The 21,306-nt window shown below is 59.7% G+C and carries 17 protein-coding genes, 1 tRNA gene and 2 pseudogenes; 13 read left to right on the plus strand and 7 right to left on the minus strand.

From position 1 onward, the window contains the following. The 4 genes and pseudogenes from NW849_RS09060 to rpsD form a co-directional block, all read left to right on the plus strand. A pseudogene (locus tag NW849_RS09060) lies at window positions 1-409 on the plus strand (IS5 family transposase); the annotation flags it as partial. 11 nt (window positions 410-420) lie between these two features. Further along, window positions 421-888: pseudogene (locus NW849_RS09065) on the plus strand (zinc ribbon domain-containing protein); the annotation flags it as partial. Between the two features lie 122 nt (window positions 889-1,010). Further along, window positions 1,011-2,147, plus strand: coding sequence for a GDP-mannose 4,6-dehydratase (gene gmd, locus NW849_RS09070; RefSeq protein WP_414357356.1), 1,137 nt, complete (start codon window positions 1,011-1,013; stop codon window positions 2,145-2,147). A gap of 176 nt (window positions 2,148-2,323) precedes the next feature. Then, complete coding sequence (gene rpsD / locus NW849_RS09075) at window positions 2,324-2,935, plus strand: 30S ribosomal protein S4 (RefSeq protein ID WP_011432724.1); 612 nt, start codon at window positions 2,324-2,326, stop codon at window positions 2,933-2,935. Here rpsD and NW849_RS09080 read toward each other — a convergent pair. Both NW849_RS09080 and NW849_RS09085 read right to left on the minus strand, forming a co-directional pair. Continuing rightward, window positions 2,932-3,099, minus strand: a complete 168-nt coding sequence (locus NW849_RS09080) for a hypothetical protein (RefSeq protein WP_414357357.1) — start codon at window positions 3,097-3,099, stop codon at window positions 2,932-2,934. The two genes, rpsD and NW849_RS09080, sit on opposite strands and share 4 nt — an antisense overlap. 225 nt (window positions 3,100-3,324) lie before the next feature. Next, window positions 3,325-4,878: a TolC family protein gene (locus NW849_RS09085; RefSeq protein WP_414357358.1), complete on the minus strand. Its 1,554-nt coding sequence runs from the start codon at window positions 4,876-4,878 to the stop codon at window positions 3,325-3,327. Window positions 4,879-5,563: 685 nt separating this feature from the next. On the opposite strand from NW849_RS09085, the gene NW849_RS09090 reads away from it, so the two are divergent. The 4 genes from NW849_RS09090 (at window position 5,564) to NW849_RS09105 (ending at window position 10,321) form a co-directional block, all read left to right on the plus strand. Further along, complete coding sequence (locus NW849_RS09090; RefSeq protein WP_414357360.1) at window positions 5,564-6,832, plus strand: hypothetical protein; 1,269 nt, start codon at window positions 5,564-5,566, stop codon at window positions 6,830-6,832. 41 nt (window positions 6,833-6,873) lie between these two features. After that, complete coding sequence (gene priA, locus NW849_RS09095) at window positions 6,874-9,279, plus strand: primosomal protein N' (RefSeq protein ID WP_414357371.1); 2,406 nt, start codon at window positions 6,874-6,876, stop codon at window positions 9,277-9,279. A 125-nt stretch (window positions 9,280-9,404) separates the two neighbouring features. Further along, window positions 9,405-9,776 (plus strand): YtxH domain-containing protein, encoded by a 372-nt coding sequence (locus tag NW849_RS09100; RefSeq protein ID WP_011433806.1) that lies wholly within the window; start codon window positions 9,405-9,407, stop codon window positions 9,774-9,776. Beyond that, the gene (locus tag NW849_RS09105; RefSeq protein ID WP_011433807.1) at window positions 9,773-10,321 is read left to right on the plus strand and encodes a hypothetical protein; all 549 of its coding nucleotides are present in this window, start codon (window positions 9,773-9,775) and stop codon (window positions 10,319-10,321) included. Before NW849_RS09100 ends, NW849_RS09105 begins: the two co-directional genes overlap by 4 nt. Here the strand turns inward: NW849_RS09105 and metG are convergent. Then, window positions 10,318-11,874, minus strand: coding sequence for a methionine--tRNA ligase (gene metG / locus NW849_RS09110; protein ID WP_414357361.1), 1,557 nt, complete (start codon window positions 11,872-11,874; stop codon window positions 10,318-10,320). The genes NW849_RS09105 and metG overlap by 4 nt on opposite strands. A gap of 88 nt (window positions 11,875-11,962) precedes the next feature. Here metG and NW849_RS09115 point away from each other — a divergent pair, with 88 nt between their 5' ends. The 4 genes from NW849_RS09115 to NW849_RS09130 all read left to right on the plus strand — a co-directional run bounded on the left by NW849_RS09115 (window position 11,963) and on the right by NW849_RS09130 (window position 17,642). Continuing rightward, window positions 11,963-13,834 (plus strand): FAD-dependent oxidoreductase, encoded by a 1,872-nt coding sequence (locus NW849_RS09115; RefSeq protein ID WP_414357363.1) that lies wholly within the window; start codon window positions 11,963-11,965, stop codon window positions 13,832-13,834. A gap of 65 nt (window positions 13,835-13,899) precedes the next feature. Next, window positions 13,900-14,190 (plus strand): hypothetical protein, encoded by a 291-nt coding sequence (locus NW849_RS09120; RefSeq protein WP_011433810.1) that lies wholly within the window; start codon window positions 13,900-13,902, stop codon window positions 14,188-14,190. Window positions 14,191-14,280: 90 nt separating this feature from the next. Next, the gene (locus tag NW849_RS09125; protein ID WP_414357364.1) at window positions 14,281-15,531 is read left to right on the plus strand and encodes an ATP-binding protein; all 1,251 of its coding nucleotides are present in this window, start codon (window positions 14,281-14,283) and stop codon (window positions 15,529-15,531) included. Between the two features lie 14 nt (window positions 15,532-15,545). Then, entirely contained in the window at window positions 15,546-17,642 is a 2,097-nt protein-coding gene (locus tag NW849_RS09130; protein ID WP_414357365.1) for a hydantoinase/oxoprolinase family protein, read from the plus strand. Between the two features lie 309 nt (window positions 17,643-17,951). Here NW849_RS09130 and NW849_RS09135 read toward each other — a convergent pair. Next, window positions 17,952-18,024, minus strand: a tRNA-His gene (locus NW849_RS09135). A gap of 68 nt (window positions 18,025-18,092) precedes the next feature. Between NW849_RS09135 and NW849_RS09140 the strand changes: the two genes are divergently transcribed. Next, complete coding sequence (locus tag NW849_RS09140) at window positions 18,093-18,893, plus strand: photosystem II S4 domain protein (protein ID WP_414357367.1); 801 nt, start codon at window positions 18,093-18,095, stop codon at window positions 18,891-18,893. Window positions 18,894-19,102: 209 nt separating this feature from the next. Here NW849_RS09140 and NW849_RS09145 read toward each other — a convergent pair whose 3' ends face one another. The 3 genes from NW849_RS09145 to NW849_RS09155 form a co-directional block, all read right to left on the minus strand. Next, window positions 19,103-20,014 (minus strand): homogentisate phytyltransferase, encoded by a 912-nt coding sequence (locus NW849_RS09145; protein ID WP_414357368.1) that lies wholly within the window; start codon window positions 20,012-20,014, stop codon window positions 19,103-19,105. A gap of 8 nt (window positions 20,015-20,022) precedes the next feature. Continuing rightward, window positions 20,023-20,511: a YceD family protein gene (locus tag NW849_RS09150; RefSeq protein WP_414357369.1), complete on the minus strand. Its 489-nt coding sequence runs from the start codon at window positions 20,509-20,511 to the stop codon at window positions 20,023-20,025. 82 nt (window positions 20,512-20,593) lie between these two features. Continuing rightward, window positions 20,594-21,205 (minus strand): protein jag, encoded by a 612-nt coding sequence (locus NW849_RS09155; RefSeq protein WP_414357370.1) that lies wholly within the window; start codon window positions 21,203-21,205, stop codon window positions 20,594-20,596. Window positions 21,206-21,306: the final 101 nt, after the last annotated feature.

The raw sequence follows: 21,306 nt of genomic DNA on the forward strand, positions 1-21,306 counted from the left end.
TTGGGGAGAAGCCGAGGCGGATACAGCACCAAGATTCATGTGAGTGTAGATGGGTTGGGAAATCCGCTGGAATTGAGGATAACTGGCGGAGAAAGGAACGATATTACTCAAGGGGAAGAATTGATAGAGGGCTGGCAGAGAGAGGATACCAAAGTAATTGGGGATAAAGGATATGATGCCGATAAGTTGATTGAGAAGATAGGGGAAGCTCAAGCGGTTATTCCGCCTAAAAGGAATAGAAAGACGCAGCGGTATTATGACAAGCATTTATATAAAGAAAGGCATTTAACCGAATGCTTTTTTTCATAAGTTGAAGCAGTACCGGCATCTATTTTCTCGTTTTGACAAGTTGGCAAGAAACTTCTTGAGTTTTCTCTATCTCGTCAGTGCTCTCTTTTGGCTCAAATAAAAGATCAACACAACCTAGTGGACGAGTGCCATCGCAAGGTAGCAGCGTTCCTGACCGATCACTACCGCTTGATATTTCTGCCCACCTTCGAGTCGGCCCAGATGGTTGCCAAGGCGGGAAGAAAGTTTGGTAGCAAGACGGCTAGGGCGATGCTGACCTGGGCGCACTATCGGTTCAAGCAGTTCCTGAAGTTCCAAGCCAGGAAGAAGAACGTGGTGGTGGATGTGTCAGAGGCGTACACCAGCAAGACCTGTACGAGGTGTGGGCATATCCACACCCAGTTAGGGGGTGCGAAGGTGTTTGTCTGTCCCGAATGCAACCACAAGCTACCACGGGATTGGCAAGGCGCTCTGGGGGTATTCCTCAGGGCTTTGCGGGATACCGCCATTCTGTTCAGTACTGAGCAGGATGCTATCGCTGCTTCTCTGGGCAGCAATGTGTGGCTACGCCACGCAAGCGAACAGGAAAGTTCAGCGTAAATGTATCAGTCCTGCTGCACTATAATGTTCTCGCTTCAAGGTCTCCGCTTTGAGGTTTGCCATTGGACTTGAGCCTTGAGCCACTTGGTTCTTCATTTTTCCCGATCTTTGCCCCCAACTCTATGACCCAACGTGCCCTAATTACCGGCATCACCGGACAGGATGGCTCTTACCTGGCCGAGCTGTTGTTGCAGAAAAACTACGAAGTTCACGGCATCATCCGCCGCGCCAGCACCTTCAACACCGACCGCATCGACCACATCTACGTGGATGCCCATGACCCCCAGGCTAGGCTATTCCTTCACTACGGGGATCTCACGGATGGCACCACCCTGCGCAGGATCCTGGAACAGGTGCAGCCGACGGAAGTGTACAACCTGGGGGCCCAATCCCACGTGCGGGTGAGCTTTGATGCGCCGGAATACACTGTTGATGCAGTGGCCATGGGTACCCTGCGTCTCCTAGAGGCCATCCGCGACTATCAGCAGCGCACCGGGATCCGGGTGAAGTTTTACCAGGCAGGCTCCTCGGAGATGTTCGGCCTGGTGCAGGAGATCCCGCAAAAGGAGACCACCCCCTTCTACCCGCGCAGCCCCTATGCCTGTGCCAAGGTGTACGGCTACTGGCAGACGGTCAACTACCGCGAAGCCTACAACCTCTTCGCCTGCAACGGTATCTTGTTTAACCACGAAAGCCCACGGCGAGGGGAAACCTTTGTAACCCGCAAGATCACCCGCGCCGTCAGCCGCATCGTTGCCGGCAAGCAAAGCAAGCTGTACCTGGGCAACCTGGATGCCAAGCGGGACTGGGGCTACGCCAAAGACTACGTCGAGGGGATGTGGATGATGCTCCAACAACCCCAGCCGGATGACTATGTGCTGGCTACTGGGGAAACCCACACCGTGCGTGAGTTTGTGGAACGGGCCTTCGCGCTGGTGGGCCTGCCGATTACCTGGAAAGGCTCCGGCCAAGCCGAACAGGGGCTGTACAAAGACCAAGTGTTGATCGAGATCGACCCCCGCTACTACCGCCCAACCGAGGTGGATCTGCTGTTGGGGGATGCTTCAAAAGCCAAGCGAGTCCTGGGGTGGGAACCCAAAGTAAGCTTCCCGCAATTGGTGGAGCTGATGGTGCTGGCCGACTTGGAAGCCATCGGCCTGGATCCGGATCCCATCTTGGGGGAACGGCGCACCCTCAACGGCCTGCTCAGCGAAGATCGCGCCTTCATCCGCACCCAAATGGGGGTTCACTACGACTGACAAGACAGTTAGAACGGTGGAGACGGGATCCCAAAAGACAGCCTTGCCCCCTTGCCCAAAGTAGGGATCAAACGCTTAATATAGTAGATCGCCGATTCTTTTGGTGGTTTGTACTCTTGCTCCCTAGCTGACCATCTCTTGCAGAGTTTGTTTGCTGATTTTGGAGAAATGCCCGCATGTCCCGCTACACAGGTCCCCGCCTAAAAATCATTCGTCGCTTCGGGGGACTTGATCTGCCCGGTTTGACGCGCAAGCGCCCCAAAAATACCAATCCACCCGGTATGCACGGAGCCGAGCGCAAGAAAAAATCCGAATATGCCATTCGCCTGGAAGAAAAGCAGAAGGTGCGCTTCAACTACGGGCTGAGCGAGCGGCAGATGATCCGCTACATGCGCAAGGCACGGCGCTCCAAGGGATCCACCGGTTTGGCCTTGCTGCAAATGCTGGAAATGCGGTTGGATTGCATCGTATTTCGTCTTGGCATGGCTCCAACCATTCCGGCAGCTCGGCAGCTCGTGAGCCACGGCCACATAGAGGTTAACGGCCAAAAGGTAACCATTCCCAGCTATGGCTGCAAAGTGGGGGATGTGATTACGGTAAAAAACAAGGAATCTTCCCGCAAGCTGGTGGCCGCCTACGCGGAGTATCCGGGATTGTTCTTGCCAGACTACCTGGAGTTTGACAAAGAAAAGCTGCGCGGACGCATCAAGGAATTGCCCCCCCGCGAGCAAATTTGCGCCCCGGTCAACGAGCTTTTGGTGGTCGAGTTCTATTCCCGCAAGCTCTAGGGATCCCCTTTTGTGGCCATTACAAATTGCAGGGGGGGCGGTTTGACGTTCTCCCCACACCCGAAGGCAGGGGATTTTTCACGGTTTGCTTTTTCATAGTCTTCACAGAGTTCCCCCTCTTTCTTGCTCGCGTTGGCAATGCGCAGCGCTGGGGTCATAGTCATTTCGATTCAAACCAGGACACTGTACCCACAACTAAAATGTCGGTCGCGTCAGCGTTGCGGAGCAATAATGCAGAGGGCCAGAAGGTTTCTCTCAATAGCCTGGCTGTCTCAGCCTAACCTGAAGCAACTATACTTCCAGCTTGGAATAGAACTGTTTCGTCGCGGTATCCATAGCACCCCTCTCCTTTTGGAAGAAGGGCTGGGAGTGAGGGAGAAAGGCTCAGGTCAAAGGCTGCCAATGGCCCGTTTCAGTTGCACCAAGGCGCGATTGTAGGCGATTACAGCATTGGAAAGGTTGCCACGGGCAGTGGTGAGAGCAGCTTCAGCATTGATCACCTCGGTTTGGGTGCCCACCCCTGCTTGCAAACGCAGCCGGGCCAAGCGCAGGCTCTCTTCTGCCGAGGCAATTGCCACTTTGGCCGAGTCGATCTGTTCACGGCTGGAGCTGAGGGTCAGAAAGGCTTCTTCCACCCCCCGCTGGATTTCGTTGCGGGTGCCGACGAAATTGCTCACGGCCACCTGCCCGTCGATCTGAGCTTGGCGGGCTTGGGCAGCCGCTTCTCCCCCATCGAACCAAGTCAAGCTGAAATTGGCTCCCACCGAATAGCCAACATCAAAGCTATCGCGGCTGGCGTTGAAATCGTTAACGGCATCGAGGCTGGCGAATAAGCCAATTCGGGGGCCATTGCGGGCCTGTGCTAGGCGCACACGGCTTTGGGCCTGCTCCAATTCTCGGCGTCGGCTCTCCAATTCCTGTCGTTGGGCAAAGGCAGCAATGATGGTCTCTTCCAGGCTGAGATCCCACTCTCCCATCGGCTCGATGCGGTCGCTGGCCAACACGTCGGTGGGGCTGGGAAAATTCAGCAGTTCGGCCAGGCGGCGGCGATTCAGTTGCTGGGTGTTCTGGGCCACCAGCAAGGTTTGTCGATTGTTGGCCAATTCCGTCTCTGCCTGGAGAATCTCAAAGCGGGTACCCAGCCCGGCCCGTTCTCGAGCTTGAGCATCCCGCAGAGTAGCTTCAGAGCTTTCAACGGCAGCTTGGCTGATGGCAACCCTGGCATCTGCGCTTTGCAGATCGTAGTAGGCATTGGCCACAGCTTGTTTGACCGTCTGCAGCGTTTGCTCCAGTTGCAGTTGGGCGATGCGCAGAGCTTCCTGGGCCAGCTTCAGGTTTTGCTCCCTAAGGCCACTGTCAAAAGCGGTATACTCCACCCGCACCACACTGGCCGAGAGGGTGTGGGATTCGCGCCTTGGCCCACCACCAGGAGAGGGAGCCTCACTGTACTGGTAGTTGGCACGGCTGGAGAGGGTGGGAGCAAAGGCAGCTTGAGCCAGGGCTACCCCGGCCTCGGCCCGCTCGACGGCCAGTCTGGCCTGCTGCACAGCCGGGTTCTGGGCAACGGCGATCTCCAGAGCTTCTTCCAAAGACAGGCCCTCCCTTCGCTCGATGCGCACCTGCAAGGGGGATTGGGGCACCACCAATTCTTCAGCCTTGGAAGCCCCCTGCAAAGCCAGGTCAGCCGCAGGGGTAGGGTCAGCAGGGTTGGAGGGAATCGATAGGGTGGGGGGGGGTGGGGGGGTGAGGATTTCGCGGCTGTTGGGCAGAGCAAAGGCAGCAGAGCTGGGAGATTCCGGCTGAGCAAGAGCAGGGACAACCCAGAGCAGGCTCAACAGTAGGCCACAGGGAGCAGAACAGGCAAGGTTCAACTGGGATCCCGCCGAGCCCGTCTGCTGTTGAGGAAGTTGAAGCGGATCCCTGGCTCCATTTTGCATCGCCATCGTGCGGTCATTCTCAACATCACCCCTAGCAGTATCGCAAAATGAAGGACAAAGATAAGACGGTTTTCCGCAGGCTCGCTGGCTGCCCTGTTCGGGCCAGTGGAAGCGAGTCCTCGCATTTGCCCCTGCAACGATGAGGCCGACCTGCGTCTGCCAGGAGCTCCGAGCACGGGCGGGACTCCTCTACACTCAGCAGAGACGCTTGGATTGAGACCGAGTCGATTTAGATTTAGACTCAGTTTAGAATGGTGGGGCCATCTGTCCGTGATGGCGGGGGTGGGTGTTGTGGGCGATGAAAGGGGGCAAGGTGGCAGACTCTCAGAGCACGCCCAAGCAAGGGGAGACCTCTTCCGGTCGGGATCGGGCCTCGCGGCCGAAAAAAAGTAAGCCAAGCCCTTCTGCCCAGTCCGGGGATTTGGGAACCTCAGAAGCAAGAGCGCGGCCAAAACAGGCCGATAGCACTCCGCGCCGTGCGGAGCAGCAGGAGATTTTACAAGATCACCCTTCTGGCTTGAACCCGCCCAAAAATCTCTCTATACTGCAGGGAACTTTATCATTTGCTCCCGCTTCTTCATCTCTCCTTCAATCTATGTGTGCTCCCTCTTCAGGTGACTCGGATCCCATCCTTTCAGAGACTCATGCGGGCTGTTCAGCATCCGAACCGGATCCCAGCACGGAGCGCCATTTGGCCCTGAGGCAGCAACAGCCCTTGGAGAGCCGTCTGCTCAAAGCCGAAGCCGAGCTCCAAGAGCGGCGAGTTCTTCAGGAACAACTGCAGGCTTTGCACCAGAAGGTGGCCGAACAAGAGAAGGCGCTGCAGGAGCGGGAGCATCTCTTGCAACAGTTGCAGCAGACTTTGGCGGCTCAGAAAGTCCAGATCTCGGATCAGGAAGCTCAGCTTGCTGCTCGGCAACGCTTAAATGAACGGCAGCGGCAGGATATCGAGGCCCTGCAGGAGCAGATTGAGCAGCTACGCTTGGCCCACGCTCAGGAGCGCCGTCAATGGGAACAGCGCCAGCAGGAGCTGCAGGCCTCTCTGCTGGAAGCCCAGGATGTGGCGGAAAAGCGGGTGGAAATGCTGCAACGCTTTAAGGCAGAGCTTTCTCTGGCCCGCACTCAAATTGCCGAAACTCAAGCGGAGCTGAGCAGCCTGCGAGCTTTGTACAGCGACCAACAGGCAGCCTGGCAGGAGCAACGGGAACACCTCGAGGCCCGTTTGGCGGGCTATGCCGAGACGGAAGCCGAGGCCGAGCAGCGCTGGCGGGAACAACGGCAAGAGCTAGAAGCAGCCCTGGCCGAAGCCCAAGCTCAATTGGCGGCTTTGCAAGCTCAGCAGGAGCATCTGCGCCAGGGATCCCGGGAGCAGCAGCAGCTTCAACAGCAGTGGCAGGCCCAGGCCGAAGCGCTGCAAGTGGCCCTCTCTCAAGCCCAGGCGGAAGTTACCCGTTGGCAGCAAGAGCACCGCCATCTGCAGGAACAGTACGCCCAAGCCCAGCAGCATCTCTCCGCCATGGAGCGGCAGTTGCAGGCTGCCTTGGAGCAGTTGGCCGCCCAACCCGACTGGCAGCCACAGTTGCGCTCTGCGCAGGCAACCATTCTCCATCTGCAAGAAGAAATTGCAACCTTGTCCACGCAACTGGAGAAGCAAGCAGAGCAGATCAAAGCCCTGCAAGGGGAGCGTGCTGCCCTGTGGGAAGAAAACCGCTCTCTCCGAGAAAAATACGAGCAGCAGCAGATGCATGTGCTGAGCTTGAAGGCGGCTTTGGAACGCAAAGGCTTGGATGTCCCACCTCGGGCCGATACCTCCAGCGCCCTCACGCGAACAGAGTCCCTTGGCCAGGCTCTGTCTCCAACCCCTGCTGCCAAGCCTACAATTCAGCCCCTGGCCCAACCTCTACCGTCTCGGGCCAGCAAGCGGGCGGTCGATCTGCCGAGGTTTCTGCCCCGTCCGTGAGGGATCCCGTGTTGCAGCCTGTTCCTCCCCGCTGGCTGGAAGTGTGGGTGGATCATCCCCATTTGGGGGGTTGCTTTACCTATCGTGTGCCAGAGGGATCCGCGCCAGAAGCGGGCGACCTGCTCAGCGTACCCTTTGGTCAGCAAATGGCGGGGGCAGTGGCCTTGGGTTGGCGCTCCGAGCTGCCGGCAGGGGTGGATCCGCAGTCGGTGCGGGAGATCGAGGCGGTGGTGGCCAAAGGGATCCTGCCCAAAGAATTCTGGCCCCTGCTGCAGCGGGTGGCCGACTATTACCTCACCCCTCTGGCCCAGGTGGTGCGCACGGTATTGCCCCCCGGCTTGCTCAGCCGTTCTCAGCGGCGTGTCCGCTTGCTCAGGCTCCCTGCCGAAGGGGAGGAATGTTCGCCGGCTGCCCAAACCCTGCTGCAGCTGCTTCAGGCCAAAGGGGGAGAGCTGTCTTGGCGCTATGTGCAACAGCAGGTGCCCACTGCCGCCCTCGCCCTGCGGGAACTGCAGCGACGGGGTTGGGTGGAGAGCTTTTGGCAGGAGCAACAGGGGGGCAGGGTGAAAACCCAGCTGGCCGCCAGTCTGGCCGACGACTCCCCAGAGGGGCTGAGCCTCCCTCAGCAGAAGGCGCTGCAGATCCTCAAGCAGAAGGGGGGAGAGCTGCTGCTCGCCGAGTGGGAGCGCCTGGCAGGAGTGAGCCGAGCGGTTCTGCAGGGGTTGGCCCGCAAAGGCCGTGTCCACCTCTACGAGCGCCCACTGCTGCGGCTGGGAGATGCCAGCCTGCCGGGGTGGCGGGATCCGCCCAGGCCCTTGACGGCCGCCCAGGCCCAGGCGGTAGAGGCGATCCGGCAAGCTTTGGGCCGGTTCCAGCGGTTTTTACTGCACGGGGTCACCGGTTCTGGGAAAACGGAAGTGTACCTGCAGGTGATCGCCCAGGTGCTGCAGCAAGGACGGTCGGCGCTGGTGCTGGTGCCCGAGATCGGCCTTACCCCGCAACTGATGGATCGGTTTCGGGCGCGGCTGGGATCCCAGGTGTGGGCCTACCACAGCGGCCTCTCGGAAGGCGAGCGCTACGACACCTGGCGGCAGATGCTGTCCTCCACCCCCCAAGTGGTGATCGGCACCCGCTCGGCGGTGTTTGCCCCCTTGTCCAAGCTGGGCCTGATCGTCTTGGACGAAGAGCACGACGACAGCTTCAAGCAGGATCAGCCCCAGCCCTGCTACCACGCCCGTCAGGTGGCCGAGTGGCGGGCCGAGCTGGCCGGTTGTCCCCTGGTCCTGGGCAGTGCAACCCCAGCGGTGGAAACCTATGCCGCCCATCTGCAGGATCCGCAGCGGTGGATCCGGCTGGCCCTGCCGCAGCGCATCCCCCAAGCTGGGATCCCGGCCACCCTGCCCCAACTGGAGCTGGTGGACATGCGCCAGGAGCTCCAAGCCGGCAACCGCAGCATCCTCAGCCGCCGTCTACACCAGGCCCTGCAGCAGACGCTGGACAGAGGGGAACAGGCCATTCTCTTTGTCCCCCGCCGCGGCCACAGCACCTTCGTCTTGTGCCGTAGCTGCGGGTTTGTCCTCACCTGCGAGCATTGTGATGTTTCTCTCACCTTTCATCTGGCCCATCTCGGCGGGCAGGAACTGCGCTGCCACTACTGCGGCGCCCGCCAACCCCATCCGCAGCGCTGCCCCGCCTGTGGATCCCCCTACCTGAAGCACTTCGGCACCGGCACCCAAAAAGTGGTGGAAGTGCTGCACCAGCATTGGCCCCAGCTCTCGATTTTGCGCTACGACAGCGACGCCACCCGCCGCAAGGGATCTCATCGAGAGTTGCTGGAGCGGTTTCGCAGCGGCAAGGCCCAGGTGCTGGTGGGCACGCAAATGCTCACCAAAGGGTTGGACATTCCCCAGGTGACCTTGGTGGGCGTGATGGCCGCCGATGGGCTGTTGCACCAAGCCGACTATCGCGCCGGCGAGCGCAGCTTTCAACTGCTCACCCAAGTGGCGGGGCGCTCGGGCCGGGGATCCCTGCCGGGACGGGCGATTGTCCAGACCTATCTGCCGGAGCACCCAATTTTGAGGGCGGTGCTGGCCCAAGATTACGAGGGCTTCTTGCGGGCAGAACTGCAACAACGGCGAGAGGGGGGCTATCCTCCCCACCGAGCTTTGATTTTGATCCGCTTGAGCAGCACCCGCCTGGAAGCCCTGGAGCGTTATTGCCATCGGGTGGCCGAACGCCTACAGGGGATCCCAGCAGAGGTGTTGGGGCCGGGGCCAGCTCAGGTGGAGCGGGTTGCCGGACGCTACCGCTGGCAGATCCTGCTGAAGCAACTGCCCGACCAAGATTGGGATCGCCCGAAGCTGGCTGCGCAGATCCAGGCCGCAATTGGCCATCCCCCCCAAGGGATCCGCGTCAGCCTGGATGTGGATCCCCTGCGGATTCTCTAGGAACAGTTGACCCGGCGCGCGGCAAGCCCGCCGATCCCGCGAGATCTTCCCGCGAGATCTTCCCGCGAGATCTTAAGGTAGTCTGGTTTCGGGGCCACCCGTATCCAACTCAACTCTGGCAAAGCATGGCTGAAAACCGGACTGGCGCGTTTATTGGTGGGCTGTTGCTGGGAACTGCTGTGGGCACCGCCATTGGCCTGCTCTTGGCTCCCCGCAGCGGACGGGAGACGCGGCGACTGCTGAAGAAATCGGCAGAGGCCCTGCCAGAGGTGGCAGAAGATGTGACCAGCAGTCTGCAATATCAATCGGAAAAGTTGTTCGACGCTGCCCAACGCAGTTTGGATGAGGCTCTGCTGCGGCTGCAGCAGGCAGTGGCGGTGGGCAAAGAAGCCATGTTGCAGAAGCGAAGGGAGCTGCTCCAAGCACAGAACTCGCGTCCCTTTGGCGGGGAAGAAGCTGACCTAGAAGCTCGGGATGGGGAGGAGGCGGCGGGATGAACGACCCGGTCTTTTGGCTCGGCCTCTCGGTAGGCCTGGTAGCAGTGGGCATTTTGGCAGTGATCCTGACCCTACTACCTGCCGTCATTCAACTGGGTCGAGCTGCCCAGAGCGTGGAGCGCTTTTTCGACACGCTGCTGCGGGAATTGCCGCCCACGCTGGAGGCCCTGCGCCTGACCAGCCTGGAAGTGAGCGAGATTGCCGACAGCCTCGACGAAGGGGTGAAAGGGGCTGGGCAAGTGGTGAAGCAGGTCAACCGCTCCATCGAAGGAGCACGCACCCAAGCCCAGGGCGCCCAAGTCAATATCCGCAGCTTTTGGGCAGGGGTACGGGCAGCCTGGCAGACGCTGTCCGGCGAAGTGCCCCCCACCACTGGCGCGATTCACAACCCGCGGCTGCGCCCATCCGACCCATCCAACCGTTCTTTCTCCGCTGCTTCATCAACACTTCCCCTGGGAGGTGACCGCCCTTTTGCCGGCGGAGCCACACCAGAGGGATCCCAAGCCGCTGCCCAATCTTCCCGACCGGACATCGCCAATCCCTAGGCGTTCCTCAGGATCTTCTGAAAGACAGGCGTAGGAGGCTGGGGCTCTTGCCCGGGGGGAAGCTGGCCCCAAGTCGCATCGGGATCCCAGCGCAGTTGCAGGGTGTCGGCGAGGGAGAACCCCAGCTGCTGCAGGATCTTGAGGCTGAGAGCGGGAATGAGGGGGGAGAGCAGGACTGCCACCCAGCGCACACTTTCCAGAACGGCATAGAGGATCTGGGCCACCCGTTCGTTTTGCCCTTGCTTGTGCAGCGTCCAAGGAGCCTGCTCATCTAGGTATTTGTTGCTGGCCTGGGCCAAGCTGAGGGCCTTGCGGGCGGCAGAGCCGGGATCCATCCCCTCGTAGGCCGCGGCCACCAGAGGGGCAAGGGTCTCGGCCAAGGTTTTGAGAGGGTGGTCAGCCGGGATCCCAACTGCGGGAATGCGGTAGTCCGGTTGATATTTCTTGAGCATGGTGAGGGTGCGGTTGAGCAGATTGCCCAGATCGTTGGCCAGATCGGCGTTGAGCACGTCAATAAAGCGGCCCTCGCTAAAATCGCCATCCTTGCCCAGCTCGATTTCCGTCAGAAAGTAGTAGCGCACGGCATCGGCGCCGTATTGCTGCACCAGCTCAAAGGGATCCACCGTGTTCCCCAAGCTTTTGCTCATCTTGAGGCCATCTTTGGTGAGAAAGCCGTGGCCAAAGATTTGTTTGGGCAGAGGCAGACCGGCCGACATGAGCATAGCCGGCCAGTAGATGGCATGAAAGCGGACAATATCCTTGCCCACCAGGTGGACATCCGCAGGCCAGTAGCGGCGTAGGGCATTTGCCAAGGTGGGCTCGTCGTCAGGATCCAAAGCAGCACTGATGTAGTTGATGAGGGCATCAAACCAAACATAAAGGGTTTGGCCGGGATCTGCCGGGAAGGGGATCCCCCAGGAGACACTAGGGCGAGAGATGGAAAAGTCCCGCAGGCCCTGCTTGACAAAGTTAATCACCTCATTGCGGCGGCTTTCTGGTTGGATAAACTCCGGCTGCTCGGCATAGAGGGCTTCCAGCTTTTCCTGGTAGCGGGAGAGGCGAAAAAAGTAGTTTTCTTCATCTTTCCACTCCACTTTCTTGGTGGGGTGCAGAGGGCAAAACCCACCTTCTAGCAGCTCCGCCTCGTCTTTAAACTCTTCGCAGGCAACGCAGTACCACCCCTGCTGCCGCCCAACGAAAATATCCCCCTGATCCCAAACCCGCTGAAAAAACTCCCGCACAATGGCTTTGTGGCGAGGGTTGGTGGTGCGGATAAAGCGGTCGTAGCGGATGTCTAGCAACTGCCAAAGCTGGGCAAACTGAGCCGCAATCTCGTCACAGTGCTGCTGAGGGGGAATGCCGCGCTCTTCGGCGGTGCGCTGGATCTTCTGGCCGTGCTCGTCAGTTCCCGTCACCATCAGCACATCCTTGCCCCGCAGGCGGTGGTAACGGGCGATGGCATCCGCCACCAGGGTGGTGTAGGCGCTGCCAATATGGGGGGCAGCGTTGACGTAGTAGATGGGGGTGGTGATGACAAAGGTGGAATCCGGCATGAGCATCCGCAAGGCTTTCTCCCATGATAGAGGTTGCCGGAAAGTCCAAAAGGCTAAGCCAGAGCGTGGGTGGGGAGAGGCTCATTCGATGAAACTTCAGGTTAACCTTCCGGGGTGGAGCAGGGTAGCCTTGGGAGCAGGGATCCTGGGCGCCGGAGCGGCTCTGGCCCAGCCCTTGCCGGAAACCCGCATCCCCTGTGAGATCTTCATTGCCGGGGGCGGGCTGGGGGGGGTGGCGGCAGCCTATGACGCGCTGCAACTGGGCCGGCAGGTGTGCATGACGGAGATCACCGATTGGATCGGGGGGCAGGTGAGCGCCCAGGGAGTCTCCGCTTTGGACGAGCGACCCCTGCAACGAGAAAATGACATCTTCCCCAAAGGCTACAGCGAGTTTCGCCGGCGGGTACGGGAAAAATACGGCGGGGATCCCAATCCGGGCAAATGCTGGGTGAGCGTGCTCTGCTTTTCCCCTCAGGTGGGCCACCAGGTGATTCGGGAGATGTTGGATCCCTATCTGCAGTCGGGGCAGTTGCGGCTGTTCACCGAGACGGTAGTGAAGGATTTGGAGATCAAAGACTCTCAGATCCGCAGTGTGCAGGCCATCCGCAACATCCCCAAACACGCCGGCGTCCAGCCAGAGAATCGAGGGGATCTCTCCAGCTACTTTCTCGATTTTTATCGTCTAGAACCCACCGAGGACTGGGACAAGGAGATCCTGCGCTTTGAGCCGCCGCCAGAACGCCAAGACAAAACCCTGCCCTGGGTGGTGATCGACGCTACTGAAACCGGCGAGCTGCTGCCCTTGGCGCGGGTGCCCTACCGCCTGGGAACTGATGGCCAAAGCCGCTGGGAACCCAGCTCCAAGCCCTACGTGGATCCCTACTGTACCCAGGGCTTCACCTACACCTTTGTCATGGAGCGCTTCCCCGTGCCGCAGGTGCCGGTCAAGCCGGAGTTCTACAACGATCCCCTGCACGGCCCCTACTACAGTTACGAACACCCTCGCTTCAACTTTGCGCTGATCTTCACCTACCGCCGCATCCGGGGGCAGGTGTTTGGCTTTGGGGAAGAGGCCATTCGGGTGGGGGATCAATCCATGCAGAACTGGACTTGGGGCAACGACTGGCGCATCACAGGGCCGGATAAGAATTTCATCCTCACCCACGAGCAGTTGCAGGCTTCAGGCCAACTGCAGCCGGGCGGCTGGATGGGGGGCTTGCGGGTGGAAGCCCTGCGGCGAGCTGAGCAGCATGCCAAGGGCTTTTTCTACTGGCTGGTGGCGGGAAGGACGGATTTTCTCCTGCAACAGGAGGATCCCAACTTTCAAAAAGACTTCTACTTGCGCTATGCCTACCTACGGGGGCCCAATACCCCCATGGGAACTGCCAGCGGCCTCTCCAAGTACCCTTATATCCGCGAGTCGCGGCGCATCATTGGTCGGCCCAGCCTCTCCTACCCAGAAGGATTTACCATCTACGAGTCGGACATCACCACGCGGGAATCGGAGTTGAATCGTGGTCGCCCCTTTATCTTCTACGACTCAGTGGGGGTGGGCCAGTACCCCATCGACTTTCACGATTGCCTGCTGCCGGATTTTTCGCTGCCTCCCAGCAACAATAAAGACTCGCAAGCGCCCAGCTACCCCTACCAGATTCCCCTGCGGGCTCTGATCCCCCAGCGCATTGACAATCTGCTAGCCGGCAACAAAAATATCGCCACCAGCCGCATTGCCAGTGCCTCCTACCGGGTGCATCCGGTGGAATGGGCCATTGGCACCGCCGCCGGCCACACGGCCCACTTTGCCCTAGAACGGGATCTGATCCCGGCAGAGATCGTGGAGGAGCCGCTTTTGGATTTGCGGCTGTTGCCAGCTCTCCAGGACCAAATCCAGAGCTTGGGCAACCCCATTCAATTTCCTGGCACCACCATCACTGCCACCGATTGGGCCCAATCCCGCTAGCCTAGAAAGGCAGGGTTGGGAGTTGACCGGTGGATCCCGTTGGGGTTGGACTTGTGGGCTGGGAGATGCTTCGCCCCTCTTTATGGGCCGCCACGGCTCTGTGGGGCTTAGGGCTAATGTGGGGGTTTTCGCCGCTGCATCAAAAGCTGCAGGAGAGCTGGGAAAAGCAATTGCTATGGGATCCCAGTGGAGCTTTGGCTTCCTTGCTGAGCACCCTTCCCTTTTTGCTGGCAGCAGGCTTGGTGGTAGCCCTGACGGAGATCTCCTTGGGCAAAAGCTGGGCCGTCTCCTGCGGCCTGATCGCCTGCGTCGGCGGAGGCCTCTATGAACTGGGCCGGCGGGACAATGCCAGGTAACTCAAGCGCTCCGTGTTGTTAACGCAACTACCCCCAGTCTCCTCCCCTAGGGAGCGGATAAGCAACGCCAAGTTAGAGCGGCTTCAAGCGATGACCCCCCTCCAAGAAGCAGCAGAAGCAGCGGCCAAGCTGCTGGTATTCCGGGACATCTGCACCCACCCCCTAGCCCTAGCCTGGCAGGAGCTAATCCAGCAGTTGATGAGTGGGGATCCCTTGCCTTGCTGGGCGGCCTACGGGCGCTGGTTTGAGCTTTTGGCCCGGCAGGGCCTGAGCTGGCGGGAGTGGCTGATCCGGGAGATCCGCTGGGCCGATAACCCCTTTGCCCGTGCAGCGCTGCAGCCCCAAGGGATCCCAGAGCCTCTTATGCAGGCTGCCCGCCACGACCTGCGCTGTCTGCAAACCCTAGCGGACAGTCAGGAGACCATTGCCGAGCAGATGCAGGCGTTGGGGTTGGGGATCCCCTGGCCGGATGAAAACAACAGCAGCTTCGGCTGGGATCCCCGCCCTTTTGCCGATTGGGGCCTGAGCCTGGAGGACTTGATTGCCCACTATCGCCGAGAAGGGGTGGGAATCTGTGCTCGCTACTGGGCCTTTCGCTGGGGGCCAGCAGGGCTAGAAGGGATCCCTGCTCCCGATCTGCCTGACTGGGAGGAGATTTACAGCTACGAACGGCAGAAACGGCAGTTGGCGGCCAACACCGAAGCGCTGCTGCGGGGAGATCCGGCCCTGCATGTGTTGCTCTACGGGGCGCGGGGCACCGGCAAGTCTTCTCTGGTGAAGGCGTTGTTGCGCCGCTACGGCCCGCAGGGGTTGCGCCTATTGGAGCTGCGACGAACTGACTTGGTTCAGTTGCCGGAGATTTTGGCAGAGCTGCGGGCGCAGGTGTTGCCTTTTATCTTGTTTGTGGATGATCTCTCCTTTGAGGCAGAGGAAACCGAGTTTAAGCAGCTCAAGGTGCTCCTGGAGGGAGATCTCGTCGCGCCGCCCCTCAACGTGCGTCTTTATGCCACCAGCAACCGCCGCCATCTCATCCGCGAGTTTTTCGGCGACCGACCCAATCCCCAAGATCAAGAAGTTCACGCCTGGGATACCGTACAGGAAAAGCTGTCGCTGCGGGATCGCTTCGGCCTCACCCTCACCTTCACTCCCTTCACCCAAGGCGATTACCTGGCAACCGTAGAACACCTGGCGCAGCGGCTAGGTTTCACCCAATCTTTGGATGTCCTGCGCCGCCAGGCCCTGATCTGGGCACAACAGCAAAACGGCTTTTCCGGTCGCACTGCCCGTCAGTTTTTGGATGCAGTTCGGGCAGGGCTGGTGAAGGACAGCGATGGACTATAGAAGCGATAGAAGCCATGGTCGCGTCAGCGTTGGGTAGCAACATCGATCCGGCCAATCTGGATCAGACGGAAGCAAGCCGAGGCTTGGCCCGCCTGGGGATCGATGTGGGGGGCACCTTTACCGATCTGGTGCTCCTGCGCGACGGCCAGATTCAGACGGCGAAGGTGCTGTCTACCCCCAGCCCTGAGGAGGGAGTCTTTGCGGCGCTGGACAAGCTGGGGGCGCTCCAAGGAGAGCTCCGGGTTGACCTGTTCTGCCATGGCATGACGGTGGCCACCAACGCGCTGCTGGAGCGCAAGGGATCCCCCACCCTGTTTTTGACCACGGCGGGCTTTCGGGATGTGCTGGCCATTGCCCGTCAAAACCGCCCCTCTCTGTATGACCTGACACAGCCCAAGCCGGAGCCAGTGGTGCCCCGCCACCATTGCCTGGAGGTGAAGGAGCGCTGCAGCGCGGGCGGAGTGTTGGAGCCGCTCACCGATGCCGAAATCCGGCGGGTGGTGCAGGAGGTGGGGGAACGGGTGCAGCGGGATGGGATCCGCGCTATTGGGGTGGGGTTTTTGTTTTCTTTTCTCTACCCGGAGCACGAACAGCGGCTGGGGACGGCCTTGCGGCAGGCTTTTCCCGATCTGCACCTTTCCCTGTCTTGCGAGGTGGCGCCGGAGTTCCGCGAATACGAGCGCTTCAGCACCACCGCCATCGATGCCTACCTCAGCCCGGCACTGGCGGGCTACCTGCACCGCTTGGCCCAAGGATGTCGGGAGCGAGGGATCCCCCAGCCCTTGATCATGCAGTCTTCCGGCGGGGTGACCTCCATCCCTCAGGCGGCGGCCCATGCTTCGGTGGCTTTGCTCTCAGGGCCGGCAGGCGGGGTTTATGGGGCGGCCTATCTGGGTCGCCTGAGTGGCTACCCCCACTTGCTCAGCTTCGACATGGGGGGAACCAGCACGGATGTGGCCTTGATCCAAGATGGGATCCCCCAGGTTACTCCTGCAGCAGTGGTGTGCGGCTTGCCCGTGCAACAGCCCCAAATTGATATCCACACCGTCAGTGCCGGCGGCGGATCCCTGGCCCATTTGCTGCCCGGCGGTGGGCTTCAGGTGGGGCCAGAGAGTGCCGGATCCAACCCCGGGCCGGCCTGCTACGGTCGGGGGGGAAGGGCTCCGACGGTTACCGATGCCAACCTCTGGCTGGGGTACCTGCCGGATGGCGGTCGGCTGGGCGACTCGGTGCAGCTACGGCAGGGGCTAGCGGAACAGGCTATTGCCACGCTGGCGGATCCCTTGGGTTTGAGCTTGCAGGAAACTGCCGTTGGCATTCGCACCTTGGCGAATGTCGCCATGTCGCGGGCCTTGCGGGTGATCAGCGTGGAGCGGGGTTTGGATCCCGCCGATTTTGCCCTGTTGGCCTTCGGCGGAGCCGGGCCCATGCATGCCTGTGCTTTGGCAGAAGAGCTGGGCATCCGCACGATCTTGATCCCGGCTGCCTGTGGGGTGCTCTCGGCGCTGGGAATGGCTTTGGCAGATCTGCGGCGAGACTATCGGCGGGCCATCCTCCAACCTCTGCGGCAGCTCACGTCCGCTTCAGGGGGATCCCTGCTGGCCCAATGGGCAGAACCCCTGATCCGCCAGGCCCAAGCCGATCTGCAGGATCCGGCGCTGCACTTCAGCTTGGACTTGCGCTATCGCGGCCAGTCTTTTGAGTTGGAGATCCCGGTGCAGTTGTCAGATCCAATTCCTCATCTGGAGCAACAGTTTCACCAGGCCCACCGACAACGCTATGGATGGCAGGATTTGGCCCAGCCGGTGGAGGTGATTCAGTTGCGTCTACAGGCGGTGCAGGCCCTACCCACCGTGCCTTTGACTGCACCCCACCCTTTGCCAGGGGATCCCCTCAAGGGTCGGCGAGAGGCATGGTTTGGGGGCAGGATGCGCCTGGTGCCGGTCTACGATCGGCAGCGCATGGATGTGGGGTTTCAACTGCGCGGGCCGGCAATTGTCGAGATGCCGGAGGCAACGGCGGTGATCGAAGCCGGTTGGACAGGTGTCATTGACGAAGTGGGAACCCTAATCTTGAGCTGTGTTCGCGATAGCGGGACAAAGTCCTGGTGAGTCCATCCGCAAGCAGAGCGTCATGGTCATTTCGATTCAAACTAGGATACTGTGCCCACACCCAAAACGTTGCTCGCGTCGGCGTTGCGGAGCAATAATGCAGGGGGCCAGAAGCTCACCCTAACCTGAAAGACCACAGCAGAGCTTGTTTTGAGAGGGAGAGGCAGGTGCTCCAGATCACCTTGACGAATACCTTCACGATTTTTGCGTCCAGATGGGGTGTTGCTTGTTTTCATTGGGCAGGGTCTAGATAGATGGACTGGCCTCTGCAGCCCTTGCCCTGACTGGATTTTCGCGATTTCCCTCAAGGGCGGACGATGGGACTCGAACCCACGAATGGAGGATCCACAATCCTCTGCCTTAACCGCTTGGCTACGCCCGCCGCGATTCCGGCTATCTAGCTTAGCATGGGAAAAACGGGACTGAACCACAGAGGTCGAAGCACCCCAAATGCTACCCAGAGCCGATTTGTTGCAAGGGGCAGAGTATCGAGAAACCTTGGCACGGGTCTTGGATTTGGGAGAGCAAGCCCTCAAGACCTGGCAAGTGGTCTGGAGCGACTTCCTTTCCCCACCCGAAATAGCGGAGGTGCAAGCTCGGCTGCGCAACTTGACCGAACTGCAAGTGTGGGCTTGGGGAGGGTACCCTCAAGCAGAGCGCCAGCGCTTGGCCCTAGCTCGCTCTGAGGTGGGCCTAGATGTCCGGGATCCCAAGCCCGACCAAGAAGGGATCCCATTGGCCGCCATTCAGATTCAAGGCAACTTTCTCTTCGACCCGGCTACCCACCGCGATTTTCTGGGAGCCCTGTTGGCGTCCGGCATCGCCCGCGAGAAAGTGGGAGACATCCTTGTGTTGGGAGACTCAGGCGCCCAGGCCATCGTTGTGCCCGAAATGGTGGACTACCTCGCCCTAAACCTGACGCAGGTGCGCACAGTGCCTGTCAAAGTAGGTCGGATCCCCCTGAGCCAGTTGAACATTCAGCCCCCCCGCGTCAAATCCATCACCAGCGTGGAAGCCTCTTTGCGCCTGGATGCGGTAGCCTCAGCCGGGTTTGGCATCTCCCGCAGCAAGATGGTGGAAGAAATCCAACGGGGGGAAGTGCGGGTCAATTGGAAGCCCATTACCCAAGCCAGCTACACCGTTGGCCCTCAGGATTGGATTGCCATTCGCGGTCGTGGTCGGCTGCAAATCGAAGAGGTAGCCGAAACGAAAAAAGGCCGCTTTCGAGTGCAAATGACGCGGTATCTCTAGGTTTTTCTTGCCTGAGTTTTGGGAGATCGTTATGCTCATTTTGGTTCAAACTAGGATACTGTGCCCACACCCGAAACGTTGGTCGCGTCAGTGTTGTAGAGCAATAATGCATAGGGCCAGAAGTCTTTTCAAGGACTCCGTCCCGCTGGCGCGATCAGTAGCTCAGGTGTCCACCCTAATTTGAAGCGACTGCAGCTTCAAGAAATGCTCTAGAAAAAAGAGAAAAAGGCCCAGGGATAAAGCAAATACTCCAAGTAAAACAACTTCCAGATCAGTTGATAATAGCCAACGATCGCATCTCGGCGGTTGAGATCCAGATGAACACCATAGCCCAAGAGGATCCCCAGCCCCAACACATGGCTCACCAACAGCCAGAGGCCGTTGCCCGCAAGGAGAAAAGAGATCCCCACCCCGATAAATCCCAGATAGCACAAGGCCAAAATGCTAATGCAAAACCTTGAGATCCGCCCTGGCCCAAAGCGCAGCGAGAAGGTGGCAATGGCAAACTGGCGATCCCCCTCCATGTCGGGAATATCTTTGAAAAGGGCGATCACCAGCCCAAAAATCGACATAAACCCCGTCAGCCAAACAATCGGGGCTGAAAGCTCGACCCTTCCCTGCATCACCTGCTGAAAATGGCTGTAAAGGCCCAAATTGACGATCAAGCCGCGCACGCTGTAGATGCAAGCCGAGGCCGCCAGCGGAAAACGCTTCAACCGCAAGGGGGGCAACGAATAGGCCGTGCCGATCCCATTGCTCAAAAGCACCGTCAGCAGCAGATAAGGGATCCCGGCCATGGCCAGTAGGACGGACGCCACCCCACAACCCACGACGATCCCCACCCCCTGTCGCCAACTCAGGGATCCAGCAGCCAAGGGCAAATGGGGTTTGTTGATGCGGTCGATTTCAATATCCGTCAGTTGATTCAAGCCGACGATGTAGACATTGGCCGCCAGACAGGCCGCCCAAGCCCAGACCAACTGGGGCAGCGCCGAGAGAACCGGTTGCAGGGATCCGGCAGCCACAAACCCCGCCAACAGGTAGAGGCCCACCACGCTGGCGCTGGTGCCGTAGACGGTGTGGGGTCGAGCAAAACGCCAGAGAACTTGTGGGCGCAACATCAAAAAAGCTAGGGAGAGTCTTCCAGGAGAGAAGCTAGGGCTGCCCAGCGGGGATCCACCTCCGGTGCGGGAGATTCCACCGCAATACCCGGACAGTCGGGACGGCAGGGCAACTGGCGGGGCATCTCCAAATGCAGGTGCTGGTACATCCAGTCTTCGACATCCAGCTCACCATTGGGGGGCAGGCTCTCCAGCAGATCTTCTTCGTCTTGCAATTCCAGCTCCAAGGGGAGAGGTTCGGGATCCCGAATCAAAATGATCTCCTCAACTTCCAGGTGCAGCCGGTGGTTGAACTGCTGTAGGCAGCGGTGGCAGGTGAGGGTGACAATGGTACGAGCTTCAGCACTCACCTCAAGAAAGTGGCCCCGATGGCTGACTTCCAGGGATCCCTCGACAGGGGTCAAGCTCTCAAAGCCCGAAAAAAACTGCCTGAACTGCAATTCTTGGGTTTGATCCGGCATCTGCCGCAGATCGGATAGACGAATTGGCCTTAACATTGCGCCCCCCTTCACGCGTTTTGGGTAGCAGGGATCCCTGTCGTCACCGTAGCCAGAGAGCCAAGTTGCTCGTCCAAACTTCTTAAGATGGGGAAGACACCCGACGAATGACCAGACGCCGGTCAGGCTCTTTGCCACGGCTAAAGGTTTCCAGATCGGCATAGGCAGGGTCATTCAAGAGAGTATGAATTTGCCGACGCTCGGCAGCCGAGAGATCGGGAAACTCGTATTCCCGGCCAGTGGCCCTCACCTTTTCCACAGCAGCGGCAACCAAAACCTTCAGCTCCTGCAAACGCCGCTGCCGATAGCCGTCCAAATCCAAAATGTAGGGCTGCTGCTGGTCTTCCGGCTGGTTCAGGTTGAGAAGGGTGTTGGCCAGGTACTGCAACGCATCCAGCACCACGGGGGAGCGATCCTCCTCTTGAGGGGAATCTCTGGAAGATGGAGAGGGCAAGGGGGGGGCTTTCGCCAACAGCAGCCGCTTCTGAGCTGGGGTCAAAGAGTCCGCCTCAATTTCCAGCACCTCCCCCACCACCCGCACCACCGCTGGGATCCCCATAGCCGCCAGCACCTGCTGTAACCACTGCCTGGCTCGCTCTTGATTGGCCGCAAAGGTGGACTTGTTTGGCGAAGGGGCAACGGTTCCCTCAGATTTCTTAGCAGCAGATCCCGTAGAAGACTTAGGACGGCTCATCCTGGGCAGCTTCCAACTTTGAAGAGGTATCAACACTCCACCACAAGTCCACCCCAACAGCGAGGATCCCCTAGGGCTCAAAGGGCAAGGATTCCCGTCCC

The organism is Synechococcus sp. R55.3, assembly GCF_047461975.1.
GTDB lineage: Bacteria > Cyanobacteriota > Cyanobacteriia > Thermostichales > Thermostichaceae > Thermostichus.